This window comes from Saltatorellus ferox (assembly GCA_007751475.1).
Lineage (GTDB): Bacteria > Planctomycetota > UBA1135 > UBA1135.
In genome coordinates, this window is sequence record CP036434.1 from 319071 (window position 1) to 334090 (window position 15020).

Annotated in this window: 11 protein-coding genes; 7 read left to right on the plus strand and 4 right to left on the minus strand. The window is 65.5% G+C overall.

The window, feature by feature from the left end:
- Positions 1 to 65: 65 nt before the first annotated feature.
- Positions 66 to 3272 carry a sigma-70 family RNA polymerase sigma factor gene (locus tag Poly30_RS01235; protein WP_419190811.1) on the plus strand — a complete coding sequence of 1069 codons (3207 nt, stop codon included), beginning with the start codon at positions 66 to 68 and terminating at the stop codon, positions 3270 to 3272.
- A gap of 206 nt (positions 3273 to 3478) precedes the next feature.
- Here the strand turns inward: Poly30_RS01235 and Poly30_RS01240 are convergent, their stop codons facing one another.
- From Poly30_RS01240 to Poly30_RS01250, 3 genes are all read right to left on the minus strand, one after another.
- Positions 3479 to 4435 (minus strand): hypothetical protein, encoded by a 957-nt coding sequence (locus Poly30_RS01240; RefSeq protein ID WP_145194206.1) that lies wholly within the window; start codon positions 4433 to 4435, stop codon positions 3479 to 3481.
- 161 nt (positions 4436 to 4596) lie between these two features.
- Positions 4597 to 5592, minus strand: coding sequence for a hypothetical protein (locus Poly30_RS01245; RefSeq protein ID WP_145194207.1), 996 nt, complete (start codon positions 5590 to 5592; stop codon positions 4597 to 4599).
- A 272-nt stretch (positions 5593 to 5864) separates the two neighbouring features.
- Positions 5865 to 6404, minus strand: coding sequence for a MerC domain-containing protein (locus Poly30_RS01250; protein ID WP_145194208.1), 540 nt, complete (start codon positions 6402 to 6404; stop codon positions 5865 to 5867).
- A 504-nt stretch (positions 6405 to 6908) separates the two neighbouring features.
- Here Poly30_RS01250 and Poly30_RS01255 point away from each other — a divergent pair.
- Both Poly30_RS01255 and Poly30_RS01260 read left to right on the plus strand, forming a co-directional pair.
- Complete coding sequence (locus tag Poly30_RS01255; protein WP_145194209.1) at positions 6909 to 8618, plus strand: transposase zinc-binding domain-containing protein; 1710 nt, start codon at positions 6909 to 6911, stop codon at positions 8616 to 8618.
- 201 nt (positions 8619 to 8819) lie between these two features.
- Positions 8820 to 9152: a hypothetical protein gene (locus Poly30_RS01260; RefSeq protein WP_145194210.1), complete on the plus strand. Its 333-nt coding sequence runs from the start codon at positions 8820 to 8822 to the stop codon at positions 9150 to 9152.
- Positions 9153 to 9598: 446 nt separating this feature from the next.
- Here Poly30_RS01260 and Poly30_RS01265 read toward each other — a convergent pair whose 3' ends face one another.
- Positions 9599 to 11095 carry a hypothetical protein gene (locus Poly30_RS01265; RefSeq protein WP_145194211.1) on the minus strand — a complete coding sequence of 499 codons (1497 nt, stop codon included), beginning with the start codon at positions 11093 to 11095 and terminating at the stop codon, positions 9599 to 9601.
- A gap of 381 nt (positions 11096 to 11476) precedes the next feature.
- Here Poly30_RS01265 and Poly30_RS01270 point away from each other — a divergent pair, with 381 nt between their 5' ends.
- The 4 genes from Poly30_RS01270 (at position 11477) to Poly30_RS01285 (ending at position 14985) form a co-directional block, all read left to right on the plus strand.
- Positions 11477 to 12277 (plus strand): transposase, encoded by an 801-nt coding sequence (locus Poly30_RS01270; RefSeq protein WP_419190812.1) that lies wholly within the window; start codon positions 11477 to 11479, stop codon positions 12275 to 12277.
- A 311-nt stretch (positions 12278 to 12588) separates the two neighbouring features.
- A complete protein-coding gene (locus Poly30_RS01275) occupies positions 12589 to 13575 on the plus strand; it encodes a transposase (protein WP_419190813.1) in 987 nt (328 codons plus the stop codon).
- A 384-nt stretch (positions 13576 to 13959) separates the two neighbouring features.
- Positions 13960 to 14415 carry a hypothetical protein gene (locus tag Poly30_RS01280; protein ID WP_145194214.1) on the plus strand — a complete coding sequence of 152 codons (456 nt, stop codon included), beginning with the start codon at positions 13960 to 13962 and terminating at the stop codon, positions 14413 to 14415.
- 156 nt (positions 14416 to 14571) lie between these two features.
- Positions 14572 to 14985: a hypothetical protein gene (locus Poly30_RS01285; RefSeq protein WP_145194215.1), complete on the plus strand. Its 414-nt coding sequence runs from the start codon at positions 14572 to 14574 to the stop codon at positions 14983 to 14985.
- Positions 14986 to 15020 lie beyond the last annotated feature (35 nt).

A 15020-nucleotide genomic window follows, 5' to 3' on the forward strand; every position in this document is an offset into this window, starting at 1 on the left:
GTCGAAGACCCTCTTTTCCCAAGATGTTTCTCGCGGCCGGACGCGGGCCGGGATCATTCATGTGGATGAATACCGACCGCTACACCTTGGCTCACGAGGAGCTGCATTCCGACATGGAGTGGCTTTCTCGCCTGGCCCACCGGCTGGTTCGCGACCCCGCGCTGGCGGACGACGCCGTTCAGGAGGCCTGGCTGGCAGCACAGCGGCGACTCGACGCGCGCGGGCCCGAGGCACGTCCTAGCCGAGGGCAGCTGAATCGCTCCCTACGCGGCATCGTCCTGCATGCGCTCCGAAGCGCCAGACGTCGCAGATTTCACGAGGCAGCGGGCGCGAAGAGCGAAGCACTGCCCTCGACCGAGGAGCTGCTGGCGCTCGGGGAGCGCCAGCAGCTCCTATGGAGGCACCTCGCCGCGCTCGACGAGCCGTATCGTTCCACGATCATGCTTCGCTTCCAGCAGTCTCTTTCGACGCAGGAGCTCGCGGCGCGACAGTGCGAGCGGGAAGACACGGTACGCTGGAGAACCAGGCGCGGGCTGGAGCTTCTTCGGGACTCGCTGGAGCGGGAGGAGGGTGGCGCCGGGCTGCTCGGAATGGCTCCACTGGCGGCGCTCGCGTCTTCAGCGGCAGAGACCGCGTCCCCCGCAGCCGCGGCCGCAGGGAGCGCGGCAGTGGGCGGCACTTCAACCTACGTCAGCACGGGAGCCTTTTGGATGACTCACAAGGGATCGACCGCCATCATCGTCGCCGTCGCCGCCGCGCTCCTCGCAGGGCTCATGTTAATCCCGAACCTGCTGACGGGCAGCGACGAACAGCTGCCGAGAGAGGAGCAGCCGACGGAACTCGTCGCGCAGAATCCAGGCGATTCGCCCGACCCAGCCGCCGTCTCGCTCCACGACATGCCGCAGGAGAGCAGCACCCAGCGCCGCGAGGCGCCCCTGCCCCATGCGGAGAGTTCGACGGCTTTGGCCGCTTCGGAAGCGGTCGAGGAGTCGGTCGAGTTCGCCGTCGCGAGCGGCAGGGTCGTGGACTCGCAAGGGCATCCGGTCGAAGGGGCCGTGGTCGAACTCAGCTGCCAGCAGCGCTGGGATCGAGCCACGGTCACCCGACCCGATGGAAGCTTCGAATGCCCGTGCCCCGCGGAGCCTCACAGGCGTGTCAGCCTCGTCGTTCAGCCCAAAGACCACCACGGCTTTGTCAGCGTCGCCTTCGGCCGTTTCTCGAGCTGCCAGTTCCCGCCGCTCGAGCTGGAGCGCGTCGATGTAGGCGACCTCGTTGTGGCCGCAGCCGGTGTGGCGACGGGCCAGGTCGTGGACGAGCACGGTGAGCCCATCGTCGGAGCGAAAATCACCGGCAACCCCTGGTACTTCAGCGCCGAGACCGACTCGAACGGTCGATTCCGCGCTGCGGGGCTGGACCTCGGCGACAACTACCTCCGAGCACGGGCCGCGGGCTTCGTGGAGTTCGGGACGGAAGTGGCGTTGAAAGAGGGCGAGACCCTGCAACTGGACCCGATCATCATGGAGCGAGCGATGCTGATTCGCGTCGTCGGCGAGGTAGTAGACCAAGGCGGCGCACCCGTGCCAGGCGCGACCGTTTCCCACCGAGACCTCTCCGGCGATGTGGCTGAAGATGGCACGTTCGTGATCGAGTTCCCGGGAGACGGAGAGCTCTATCTCAGCGCATCCGCACCTGGCTTCCGCGAGAGCAAGGCGCAGCGCTGTGTAGATGGATCCACGGCTCACTTCGTCCTGCACCCGGCTGGTTCGCTTCACAGGTTACAGGTGGTGAGCCAGGGATCGGGAGCTCCGATCGAGGGAGCCAAGATCAAGACGGACCTGCGAGAGGATAGCCCGCTGGCCGACCTCACGGCGGGCGCGTGGCGCTGGGCCCACGCGCCCGGTTCCAGCGGGGATGAGTCCGAGGCTGACGGCAGACTCGACGTCTTGGCGTCCACGGAGCACGACTGGCTGACCGTGAGTGCGCCCGGCCATCAAGATCGAACCGTCGCGCCCGGGGCCGCGGCTGAGCTCGGAAGCATCGAGGTCATCGCGCTGAGGTCGCGCGGACGGGCGGTGATCACCGGCACCGTTGCGGAGTCCCTCCCGCTGCCCGACGTCACGACGATCGAGGTCCAGATTCTCGAACGGCTGGAGGCCCATGGGGATGGGGAAGGGCGCATGGTCCGCGAGTGGGTCGCTCCGCCCGAGTCGGTCCGGAACGGCGCGTCCCTCACGGCGTGGTTGACGCCCCGGCCCGTTCTGGCCGTGAGGTCTCGACACCTCATCCACACCGATGGCGACCGACGCTATACGTATGCCCACGCCGAGCGCGCGCTCGGTCGCGTTCTGGTTCGACTTCCCGACGGCCAAGCGGCGCTGTCCCGACCCTTTGTCTTCAGGCTGGAGGGAGAGGTCGAGGTGGGTGAATTGGAGCGTGTCGCCCTGGGCTCCCTGAGCGGCCGCGTGGTGCTCCCCCATCCGGCGCTCGCCACGTCCCTCGTCCTCGGCATGGAAGGCCTCCCGGGCGAGCCATTGAAGGTGGACGCCCTCGGGAAGTTCGGCGCTTCGCGGCTGCTCCCCGGATCGTATTTCCTCGCCGCGACGCGCGTCCCCGACGGACTCAGCACGGAGCGGTTCCATCGGATCATCGAGATCCAGCCAGGTAAAGAGACGGCGGTCGAGTTCGATCCGGAGCTCCCCCCCTACGGCGAGGTGGAAGTGACGCTGAAGGTCAACGGAGCCGAGCCTCAGAACGGATTCGCCGTCACCTTCATCCAGGGCGACCGCAGGTTCTACGACCACTTCGATCATCGTGACGGCCGGCCCGCAAGACTCGTCGTTCCGGCCGCGGACGGCTATCACGTCGTGGTCGAGCCGACCCTGCCGGGGGACCCGAACGTCGAATGCCAGGTCGACGGTACGGTGGATGTACCACCAGGCCTCAGCAAGTTCGACTTCGAAGTCGAAGCCTGCACCGTGATTTGCAGCGTGGGAGAGCAGTACTTCAACAAGCTGAACCGCGCCTGGCAGTTCCTCCTCACCGACGGCCCCGACGGCCGACCCCGCGAACCCGTGAACGCGGGCCGCCACATGCACTTCGAGTCAAGGCCGAGCGACGAGTCCCCCTACCTCGACGTGACGTTCCACCTCGTCCCGGTGTCCGCCCGGAACCTGCGCCTCTACGTCGAGGGCCGGAACGACGAGCCGCTCTTGAACCTCCCCTTCGAAGCGATTCTCAAGGCGGGTGAGACGGTGCGGGTGGTCTTGGATTGATCCTGTAACGTGAGAAACGGCTTTGCGGCGGAATGCAGCCTGGCAAGAAACCACCACTTGGATGGGATGGAACCGAGCCCCCCGGGGGGGGGGCTCGGTTCCATCCCATCCAAGTGGTGGTTTCTTGCCAGGCTGCATTCCGCCGCAAAGCCGTTTGAGCCAGCGCAGTCGCTTCAGATCACGCCGGACCGGATCACGGAGTCGCGCTACTCAAACTCCACGCGGACTGCGCTCGTGAAGTTGGACGTCGGCACAGCTCCGAAGTCCCGGTGCCAGAACTGAAAGTGCCAGGTCTGGCCGGCGAGGATCGCGGTGCCTCCGCCCGGTGTCGGGGTGTTCGCGAGGTCGAGCTGCAGGGTCGCCGCGCCGAGCGTACCTGTGTTCACGACGTTCTGGGCGTAGCGGCCGATCGAGGCGCCGAGGCAGAGATTCCCCTGGGATCCCCCGGGCGTCGCAACGAAGCCCTGGTTGGGTGAATTCAGGAAGTAGCCGAACTGCCCCATGGGAAGATCGATGGCCGTCAGCTCGACCTGGTTGTCCGCGGCAGTCGCCGATCCGTCCACCTGGAGAACCCCCGGAAGCCCCGTCGAGTTCGGACTTCCAATGCAGTAGGTGGTACCCAGGAGGTCCGCATCGGCGATCGACACTCCGGGAAGGGACAGCATCGAGAAGAGCGCGCCCCCACCGGTCGTCACCTGGTACGCCCAGTTCGTGAGATCGGCCGTGGAGATCGTTCCCGGCAAGTCCGTCAGGACGTTCGTGTCGATGACCCCTTGCCCGGAGAGTCCCTTGTCGATCAGCGCCAGCGTGAATCCTTCGCCGGTTGCAAGCGTGCACTCACAGTTGATGACGCCGACGGCTCCATTGCCGGGAAAGATCTCGAGCGTACCGCTAGCGACGGTGGTCGGGTTCGTCCCGTTGACCGTGAAGGTCGACCCGGCGGGCAGGATGTCGTAGACGAGAGAGGTGGGAGCGCTACCCTGAACGCCGATATCCGAAATCAGCAGCGACACCTCACCCGTGTCACCCAAAGCGACCGACGAGTAAGCGCCTGTCAGCGTGCCGGAGAGGATGTCAACCGTCCCTGAGGCTGAAAGCCTGACGTCCGCGAAAGAGGCGCTGGCGAGGCCCACGGCCAGAGCGAGGGGGGAGACGGATCGCATGAAGAAAGTAGTCATCGGTTCTGAAGGGTCAGAGCTTTGGCGTGCTGGAAGGTACACCTCAGGAAGCGCCTTCCATCCCCATGCGTTGCACCAGAACTTTACCTTTCTCGCGCTGGTACAGACCACCCATCCACCCATCCACCCAGCCGGCCGGCCGGCCCTCACTCGAAGTCGACCGCGAGCGCTGCCGTGAAGTTGGACGTCGGCATCGGAGTCCCTCCGGTCGTAACGTCCCTGAACCAGGCCTGGAAGTACCAGCGCTCGCCGGCGACGACGGCCGCGGCGCCCGCCGGCTGGGGAATGGCCTGGAGGTCGATCGGGAGCGAGAACGAACCCGTGGACCCTGAGTTCTGGATCTGCCCGGGACCGACATAGCGCCCGATGCTCCCACCGAGACAGAGGTTGCCAGCGCTCCCCGCAGGACCGACGACGAAGCCGGACGTCCGGCTCGCCAGGAAGAAGCCGAACGTCGAAGTCGGCACGCGCTCCGCGTGCAGGGTGAGGGTGTTGGCCGCCACAGTCACCGAACCGCTCGCTCGGCACTGGGCACGCTCTTCGACGCTGGTCTCTGCCGCCATGCAGCTCACCTCGCCGATCGGAGCCACGGGCGAGGCCACCAGGTCATCCATGAGAAGCGTTCTGAACGCAACGCTCGGCGTGAAGTCGATCCCGCGCGTCCCAGGGGGAAGCGCCCAGCCAGCCCACTGGTAGTCGCCGCACGGCGCGTTGAGGATGAGCGTCGCTCCACCGATCGGGTTGCCGATTCCATCGACGAAGTCTAGCTGCCAGCTCCTGGTCGCCAGGTTCATAGGGTCGATCGTATCGCTCGCGAAGTAGCCGCCAAAGGCCACCTGGTCCGCATCGAAGAGAATGCTGAACTCGCACAGAAACGCCCCGAGTTGAAATCCTCCCGTTCGATGCACGGAACCACACGATGCCTGGCTCCCTCCGTGAAGCTGAATCAGAAAGGGCGTGCTCGTGGCGCTCAAGCTGGCAGCCCCCGAGAAGAGTCCACCTATCAGCGCTGGGGCACCGCTCGCCGGGTGCTGTCCGCCCGCCTGCGTGTGCTGGGTCTCGAAGCCCTCGAACAGGGGTCCGGCGAAGGGCGCTAGTGGCCCGGACTGAGCGAGTGCCCCGGAGGACCCGAGGGAACCCATGACCAGGAAGAGTAAGGTGAATCGTGCTGAGGCGAGCCGTCGCGGACGCGAGGAACACGGCCGCGAGGGGAATCGAGGGTTGAAGTACGACATGGAGGGCTGCGGTAAGAGAACGACAGCGGGCACTCGGGCGCCCGTCACCCTTTCAGCGTGACGAACCGCGGCCGCCCCTCACGCGAATCGAGTTTGTCCGGCAGTACCCGGCCGAGTCGCCCCTCGGACTCCCGTTGCGGCTCCCGCAGCCTGAAGTCAGCGTTCCAGGGACCCGAGGCTCAGCAACGCCTGCCCGCCAGCAGCGCCATGGCATGGGCGGCTACCAGGAGCCCACCTCCCAGCATGGTCACAAGGCTCGCCAGTGGAATGAACAAGGTCGCTGGATCACTGCCCTCCGAGTGAACCGACGCGCAGCACTCGTGCTGGCAGTCGTGGGAGGATGGGGTCTCCAACTGCGAGGCCCAGACCGAGGGGATCGGCATCTCGACACCTCGACCCTGGGACCACTTCGCCCCGGGCGCAGCGAGACCGAGCAAGATCAACGCGGAGCCCGCCAAGGCGAGCGTCATCGTGCCGCGGCGATTCCGACCGTGGAGCCTGCGGCGTAGGAGGGTCAATGCGGCCGGGATCGACACCGCGGCGAAGACCCAGTGCGTTCCTCGCGACGCCCAGATGCTCCCGGCCAGCGGCGCGAGTGCGAGCACTACAGGCGCCGCAAGACAGTGCACGGCGCAGGCGGATGCGGCGAAGACACCGAGTCGGTCGGCGATGGCGTGGCGTCGGCAGGCTGCTTCGGACGAGTCGGGGGCATTCTTCATGGGCGAGGCGTACTTCAACGGGGAACGACGGACCGCTGGGCGATCTCCAGCCAGTGCGCGAAGAGTACGGATCCGCAAAGTTGCAAGGATGTGCAACCATGGAAGGCCGGAGCTCTCGGCTCTCGGCGTCGCTGGATCCGGGACGTCCGGGACACGCCTGATCCCATGCAGTCCTTGGCCGCTGCTCACGCAACGCGGACTGCAGATGGATTGGAGTGGCCAGCCCGGATCCCTCCTACGGGGATAAGCGGGAGGACGACCGCCGGGCGTGGAAGTCCGGCGGGTGAATCGGCTTTGTGGCGGAAAGCAGCCTGGCAAGAAACCACCACTTGGAAGCGATGGTTTCTTGCCAGGCTGCTTTCCGCCACAAAGCCGATTCACTAGATCCCGGGTCGGATCTATCCGGAGCGATTCCAGCGGCTCGAGCAACGTCTCGGAGGCGTAGCGTGGCCATGGCGCCTTGCGCGCAACCCGCTTCGAGCTCGACCGGTCCGTTCCTCTGGAATGGACGATCCACCGGACATCTTCAGGGGCACGGGGGGCCGCTCGCCGCTCCAGAATTTCGTCCGGGCCCACCTTCCCGGTTTCCTCGCGGAGTTCGAGGACGCGCACGGCGGTCGTTCCCTGCCGAAGTACGTCATCCAGGAATTCGAGGCTCTACTCGAATGCGGCGATCCAGCGTTCGGCTTCAGCCGCCTTCGTTGCCCCTCCTGCGCAACGGACACGGTGGTGCCGTTTTCCTGTAAGGGTCGAACGTTCTGTTCCTCCTGCGGCGGGCGCCAGATGGCGCAGACGGCCGCGCACCTCGTCGACAGGGTCTTCCCCGATGTCGATGTGCGCCAGTGGGTACTCACGGTCCCCAGGCCGCTACGCCTGGCGATGGCGATGAACGCGGAGCTCTGCCGAGAGGTCACGCGGGCACACATTCGCGCGGTCTCTGCCTCCTACAAACGCCGCGGACAAGTGACCCTGGATCGTCAGCAGCAACAAGTGCAAGGCGACGCAGAGGTTGACCCAGAGGAAGCCGCACCTTCCATTCCTGAATCCCCGGTCCGGCTCGACGTTGGCGCCGTGAATTCGACGCAGCGTTTTGAATCTTCGTTGGGATTATATGTTCACTTCCACTCCCTCTACCTGGACGGTGTGTACGTCACGCGCAGCGCTTTCGAGTCTCCCGTCTTTCTGCCCGCGGACCCTCTGACGTCGGCGGAGGTCGAGCGTGTGCACGGCGACGCGATCGCGCGCATCCGTCGTGCGCTGAAGCGCTACTCCCTCGACCCGATCGCACTCGGTCTGCCCCTACGCAAAGGCGACGACCCCCCTTGGGAGTACGCGGACGCGGGCGCTGATGAGCAGCCGCTTCTCGACTTTGGCGTCGCGCGTGATGATGCGTACTTTCCGGCCCTGAAGGCTGCTTCGGTGAAGTCACTGGTGCCTTTCGGTCCTGGTGCTGGGCAGCCGCTGAAGCGCCTCATCGACCCTGATCTCGGCCTTGCGTTCCAGTCGTCGGGTTGGGGGAGTCAGTACGTTCCGCCTCCACTGGTGGTGAATGCTGACGGGTTCTCGTTGCGTGCGCTGATCCGGAAGGGTCAGCGGGCGCAACTGGAGAAGCTCTGCCGCTATGTGACGAGGCCCGCCATCAGCCTCGAGCGCTTCGAGGTGCGTCCTGATGGGATGGTCTCATGGCTGCTACGCAAGGCCTGGCGTGATGGGACCAAAGGCTTCGTCATGACGCCGTACCAGTTCATGGCTCGACTGGCGGCGCTCGCGCCGCATCCGCGCGAGCATCAGCTGACGTATCAGGGAGTGCTGGCCCCGGCCTCATCATTGCGTGATCTGGTGGTGCCGCGTCCCGTGGTTCGGAAGGAGCAGAAGGATGTGGACGTCGCCGATGAAGACGGCTCGAAGAGTGCGGGGGAGCCGTCGAAGGACCAGAGGTACATCCGCTGGGCAGATCTTCTGAAGCGGGTGTTTTCGGAAGATGTTCTCAAGCGCCCGCGCTGCCGCGGGCGCAGGCACATGATCTCCGTGATCACAGATCCGGAGACAGCGCGGAAGGTGCTGGAGGGGGTGAGAGCGGCAGCGAGGAGGTCATCCGATTCGCCCGGTGGGGGAGACCCGTCATCGCCAGGGCCGAGCCGTTCCCCACCGGCAGAGCCCGAGGTCCGAATACCGATGCCGCCTCGGCAGGGGCGGCTGGACTTCGGGAAGTAGGGCGCAGCAAAGCAGCGCGCGGGCTATCGGGCTCGGTGAAATAAGAACAGCCAGCGCCTTGGGGAGGGTGCTGGCTGCAGGTCGTGGTGAAGCGAACCGGTGGTGCCGTTCGGAGAGGGGGAAATCGGGCGATTTCCGCTCACCGAAGAGGCCGATGGCCGCTCGGGCGCTCCCGAGTGGCCGGTGAGGATGGGGGTAGCGGTGAATCGGGCCCCAGGCTACGGCGACTGGCGTGTCGACACACCGCTTGGAGTTCCTATCCGTCGCTGGGCAGATCTTCTGAAGCGGGTGTTTTCGGAAGATGTTCTCAAGCGCCCGCGCTGCCGGGGCCGCAGGCACATGATCTCCGTGATCACAGATCCGGAGACAGCGCGGAAGGTGCTGGAGGGGGTGAGAGCGGCAGCGAGGAGATCATCCGATTCGCTGGGTGGGGGAGACCCGTCATCGCCAGGGCCGAGCCGTTCCCCACCGGCAGAGCCCGAGGTCCGAATACCGATGCCGCCTCGGCAGGCGCGGTTGGACTTCGGGAAGTAGGACGCTGCGGAAGAGCGGCGCGCGGGCTATCGGGCTCGGCGATATGGGATCAGCCAGCACTCTTGGGGAGGGTGCTGGCTGCAGGTCGTGGTGAAGCGAACCGGTGGTGCCGTTCGGAGAGGGGGAAATCGGGCGAGTTCGGCTCAGCGAAGAGGCCGCTGGCCGCTCGGGCGCTCCCGCGTGGACGGTGAGGATAGGGGTTGCGGAGAATCGGGCCTCAGAATACGACGGTAAGCGTGTCGACACCCCGCTTGGAGTTCCTATCCGTTCTTCGCGGCGGGTAGCAGCCAGGCAAAAAACCACCACTCGCGGTCCAAGGCGCTGTGAGTGGTGGTTTTTTGCCTGGCTGCTACCCGCCGCAGGCGGGCGGGCTGCGGGATGATGCCGTGCCGCGTCCAGTCGTTCGGAGGGAGCCAAAGGACGCCGATGCCGCCCATACAGTTGCCTCAGAGCTGTACCCAGATCGCATCCGTGGACGCTGCGCCTGCCGGAGTACGGACCAGTGACTGCAGGGCGATCGTCCGGCCGATGTACGACGTGGTGCCGAACGCGGTTGAGAGATTCCCGGGATCGAGGCTCCAGATGCCGCTACCGTCGCCAGCCGTTCGGATGGGCGGAGCCGTCACACGAAGAGAAGATGTGAGACAGAGTCCGCCCAGGGTCGGCGTCGCAGGTTCCGAGAAGCCGCCTTGCCCGAACAAGACCGCCATTGAGTTCGCGGGTGCATCCGTCAGAAGCACCTCGGCGGCGTTCGGGCTGCTACCGGGGAGGAAGCGGAGAGCGCCTCCACGCTGGCCAGTGCAGACGTTGCGACCGGCGGTAAGGCAGGGCAGCAAGCCGGTCGCCAGATCATCGAGCGGGACGACGTTCATGAAGCCCGCGCCAGTGGGCAAATAGGCCACGAGGACGTCCTTCTGAAGTGCCATCATGACCCCGTCGACGATGGACTCCGTGACGAGGGTAGTCGGGGTGGCGCGGCGGAGGACCTCGACGCGAGTGGCTTCTGGCTGGAAGGCGATCCGCTCTCCAGCCAGCGCGAAGTGGAGCGGCCCACTGGTGATCGGTAGGCTGAGCGTAGACGAACTCATCAGCGTCCAGCCGCCTTGGACGTCACGCTCGCGAACATCGACACGTGGGGTCATCGCCGGACCGTGGAGCGACGCGAGCACTTCGCCCTCCATGGCGATCTTCCAAAGATCACCCGATGGGCCCACGACGTCCGACGGAAGCGCGACCTCCTCCCATTGGCCAGTCGTGACGCGCTCCCACGCCGTGGCACGCCTCGAATTGAACTGACGAAGGGTGATTCGATTCCCTCTCACCGTGACGTCTCCGATGGCGTAGCCGCCCAACGCCCCGGCTGGGCCCGCATCCACGGTGTCCTCGACGTACCACTCGCCCGTTGCACGGTCGACGGTCACGATGTCAACGAGGATCCGGCTCCCCATGGGGGTCGTGCCCTGAAGCGCCACCGCTGCCGTGTTCCCGTCGGAGTGGAAGTGACGCGACTTCTGTACGCTGGAAAAGCCGCTCGCCTGGAAGGACCGCGCGGACCAGACCGAACCGGAGCGTCGAATTTCGATCAGCTCGACGTTCACGGACCAGGGATTTTTGCGCGCCAGCAGCACGGCGGCATCGTTCGAGATCGCACAGCCGAACGTGAATGCCGCCGCGCTGGATCCGAGCCCTGACTGCGCGAAGTGGCCTTCCAGCGTCACACCGGTTCCATCCTCCAGTGTGCGATGAATCGACACGGCACCGAGCGAGATCGGTGCACTGAGCGCAGAGTAGACGGCAACGAGCGGTCCGTTGTGGCCGACGGTGAGCTGAGCGCCGAATGGCTGGAGTTCGTTGTCGAGGCTCCAGCCCGTGCAAGGGACCTGGGCCTGGGACAGGGATGCCGCAGCGGCGGCGGCAACGGCGGAAATGAGGCGAGCGAGCATGGTGTTGAGCGGCGGAGGGTGGAGCCCTGCGTGGAGCAAGGAGCGTACCACCGGTCCTGACGGCCTGGGAAAGCGCCCGAAGTCCACGGGCGCGCGCTCGGACCCCTGTGACGTTTGGCTCGAGATCCGACGTGGCCCCATTCGCTGCAAGGCGGCAAGGTGCCACCATGGCTCCTCGGCTCACCTCGGCTGAAGCCTCTGGCCCCGCCGGGTCCCAGGTACCAGAGCCATTCCCTCGACGCAATCGCACTCGGTCTGCCCCTGCGCAAAGGGGACGACCCCCCTTGGGAGTACGCGGACGGGGGCGCAGATGAGTCACCGCTGCTCGACTTCGGGGATGCGCGTCAGGGTTCCTTCTTCCCAGGCCTAAAAGCGGCATCGGTGAAGTCGCTGATTCCGTTGGGAGAGGCCGCAGGCCGCCCGCTGAAGCGCCTCATCGACCCTGATCTTGCCAGGGCGTTCCAGTCGTCGGGTTGGGGGAGTCAGTACGTGCCGCCTCCGTTGGTGGTGAACGCAGGTGGGTTCTCGTTGCACGCGGTGACGCTGATCCGCAAGGGCCAGCGGGCGCAGCTGGAGAAGCTCTGCCGGTATGTAACGAGGCCCGCCATCAGCCTCGAGCGCTTCGAGGTCCGTCCCGATGGGATGGTCTCGTGGCTGCTGCGCAAGGCCTGGCGTAATGGGACCAAGGGATTCGTCATGACGCCGTACCAGTTCATGGCTCGACTGGCGGCGCTCGCGCCGCATCCGCGCGAGCATCAGCTGACGTATCAGGGAGTGCTGGCCCCGGCCTCATCATTGCGTGATCTGGTGGTGCCGCGTCCCGTGGTTCGGAAGGAGCCGAAGGATGTGGACGTCGCCGATGAAGACGGCTCGAAGAGTGCGGAGGAGCGGTCGAAGGACCAGAGATACATCCGCTGGGCAGATCTTCTGAAGCGGGTGTTTTCGGAAGATGTTCTCAAGCGCCCGCGCTGCCGCGGGCGCAGGCACATGATCTCCGTGATCACAGATCCGGAGACAGCGCGGAAGGTGCTGGAGGGCGTGAGAGCGGCGGCGAGGAGGTCATCCGATTCGCTGGGTGGGAGAGACCCGTCGTCGCCAGGGCCGAGCCGTTCCCCACCGGCAGAGCCCGAGGTCCGAATACCGGTGCCGCCACGGCAGGGGCGGCTGGACTTCGGGAAGTAGGGCGCAGCAAAGCAGCGCGCGGGCTATCGGGCTCGGTGAAATAAGAACAGCCAGCGCCTTGGGGAGGGTGCTGGCTGCAGGTCGTGGTGAAGCGAACCGGTGGTGCCGTTCGGAGAGGGGGAAATCGGGCGATTTCCGCTCACCGAAGAGGCCGATGGCCGCTCGGGCGCTCCCGAGTGGCCGGTGAGGATGGGGGTAGCGGTGAATCGGGCCCCAGGCTACGGCGACTGGCGTGTCGACACACCGCTTGGAGTTCCTATCCGTCCACGGGCCCCCTCAAGTCGGATGAGGTCGAACGTGTCCACGGTGACGTGATCAAGCGTATCCGTCGCGTGCTGGAGCGCTATGGTCTGGATCCTATTGCGCTCGGCCTTCCGCCGCGCGCAGGCGACGAGGCACCTGCTGAGTTCGCGGATTCGAGTGAGCATGAGCAGCAGCTTCTCGACTTTGGCGACGCGCGTGATGATGCGTTCTTTCCAGCCCTGAAGGCGGCCTCGGTGAAGTCGCTGGTGCCCTTCGGCCCAGGTGCTGGGCAGCCGCTCAAACGCCTCATCGACCCTGATCTTGCCAGGGCATTCCAGTCGTCGGGTTGGGGGAGTCAGTACGTGCCGCCTCCGCTGGTGGTAAACGCAGGTGGGTTCTCGTTGCACGCGGCGACGCTGATCCGCAAGGGCCAGCGGGCGCAGCTGGAGAAGCTCTGCCGCTATGTGAGGAGGCCCGCGATCAGCCTCGAGCGTCTTGAGGTGCGTCCCGATGGGATGGTCTCGTGGCTGCTACGCAAGCCATGGAGAGATGGAACCAAGGGATTCGTCATGGCGCCCTACCAGTTCCTCGCGCGGCTTGCGGCGATCGTGCCGCATCCGCGTGAGCACCAGCTGACGTATCAGGGCGTGCTTGCACCTGCTTCGCCATTGCGCGATCAGGTCGTGCCGCGGCCGGTGGTTCGGAAGGAGCCGAAGGATGTCGACGTCGCCGATGAAGACGTCTCGATGGGTTTGGGGGAGCCACCGAAGAGTCAGAGATATATTTGCTGGGCGGATCTTCTGAAGAGAGTTTTCGGAGAAGACGTTTTGAGATGTCCGCGCTGCCGCGGGCGTCGGCACATGATCTCCGTGATCACAGATCGGGAGACAGCGCGGAAGGTGTTGGAGTGGGTGAGAGCGGCGGCGAGGAGATCATCCGGCTCATTGGGTGGGGGAGACCCGTCATCGCCAGGGCCGAGCCGCTCACCACCAGCAGAGTCCGAAGTCCGAATACCGATGCCACCTCGGCAAGGGCGGCTGGACTTCAGGAACTAGGACGCTGCGGAAGAGCGGCGCGCGGGCCATCGGGCTCGGTGAAATGAGATCAGCCAGCACTCTCGCGGAGGGTGCTGGCTGAAGGTCGTGGTGAAGCGAACCGGTGGTGCCGTTCGGAGAGGGGGAAATCGGGCGAGTTCGGCTCAGCGAAGAGCCCGCCGGCCGTCAGGGCGCTTCCGCGTGGCCCGCGAGGATGGGGTTAGCGAAGAATCGGGCCTCGGGATACGGTGACTGGGGTGTCGAAACCCCGCTTGGAAGTCCTATCCGTCACGATGACAAGGATTGGGGTGGAGATCGCACCAAAGGGGAACTGAAAGAGACTGCCCGTGAGATCTGGAAGGAACTCTGTGGCAATGAGAACTGGCCGAGGATATTTGATTGAGCATGAGCGACACAGATGTACGTGAGTGGCTGGGGCGGTTTGCGGATGCTTCCTCAGATGCCCCTGTCACGCGCGTACACTTCAGCGTCGGAATGACGCTCATGGTGGACCTCGGCACGCCGAACCGACTCGGCAGAAAGGGACAGACCATCACGCAGCTGTCAGCCTTTCTTGGCTATGAATGGTTCATTTCCGACGCAGAATCGGCGGCCCTCAGATCCAGCCGAGCCGTGACTCGTGAGTACGTCCAGAGCCAGCTGCTGGGATCTGTCCTCGAGCACGCCGAGCTTACCAGGTCCGGTGACCTTGAGCTGGTCTTCAGCAGTGGAGCACGGTTCAGAACGGGTGCCGTCGAGGAGAATCCGTCAGAGCCCTACGAGCCGGACTGGTTCATGAAGAATGAGCACGAGTCCTCTGGCACGGTCTATCTTGAAGCAGAAGGACTCCACAGCGGCTGAGGATCTCTGCTTCGACGACACGGAGCACTTGCGGCTACTTCCGTGTTCCTGCCCGCGGACCCCCTCACGTTGGATGAGGTTATATCCGTCAGCGAATCGGGTTCGGTGTACGTTTCTCACTCAAGCCCCCTGGCGATCTTGCCGATGCAGAGGAGCATGTCCAAGGACTCCAGCGATCCCCGGCGGGGCCTCACCGGCTTCTGCGCCGTGCTGTTCGCGCTGGCTTATGTCGTCCTCGGCCTGCTGACACCGTTCGGTCCAACTGACTTCGAGCTGGCCGGGCTTCGGATCCCAGCGCTTGCCCTCACCCTGACGGGTGTGGCCCTGCCGATCCTCTCCAGCCTGACGCGGCGGCGGACCGGGTCGCAGGTGCTCTGCTTCGTCGGCGCCGGACTCGTGTTCGTCGTGTCGGGACTCTGGGTGGTAGCGGAGTTCCAGGGTGGCCCGCCACGCATCAACTGGCACTACCACGGAGCCGCCTGCCTCTTCGGGGCTGCCCTCTTGCTGCGAGGCGCATGGGGGGATCGATCCAGAGGTCGCCACACCCTACCCACAATGTTCACGGAATAGAGCCACCAGGACGCCCGAACAACGCCCTGGCTGCG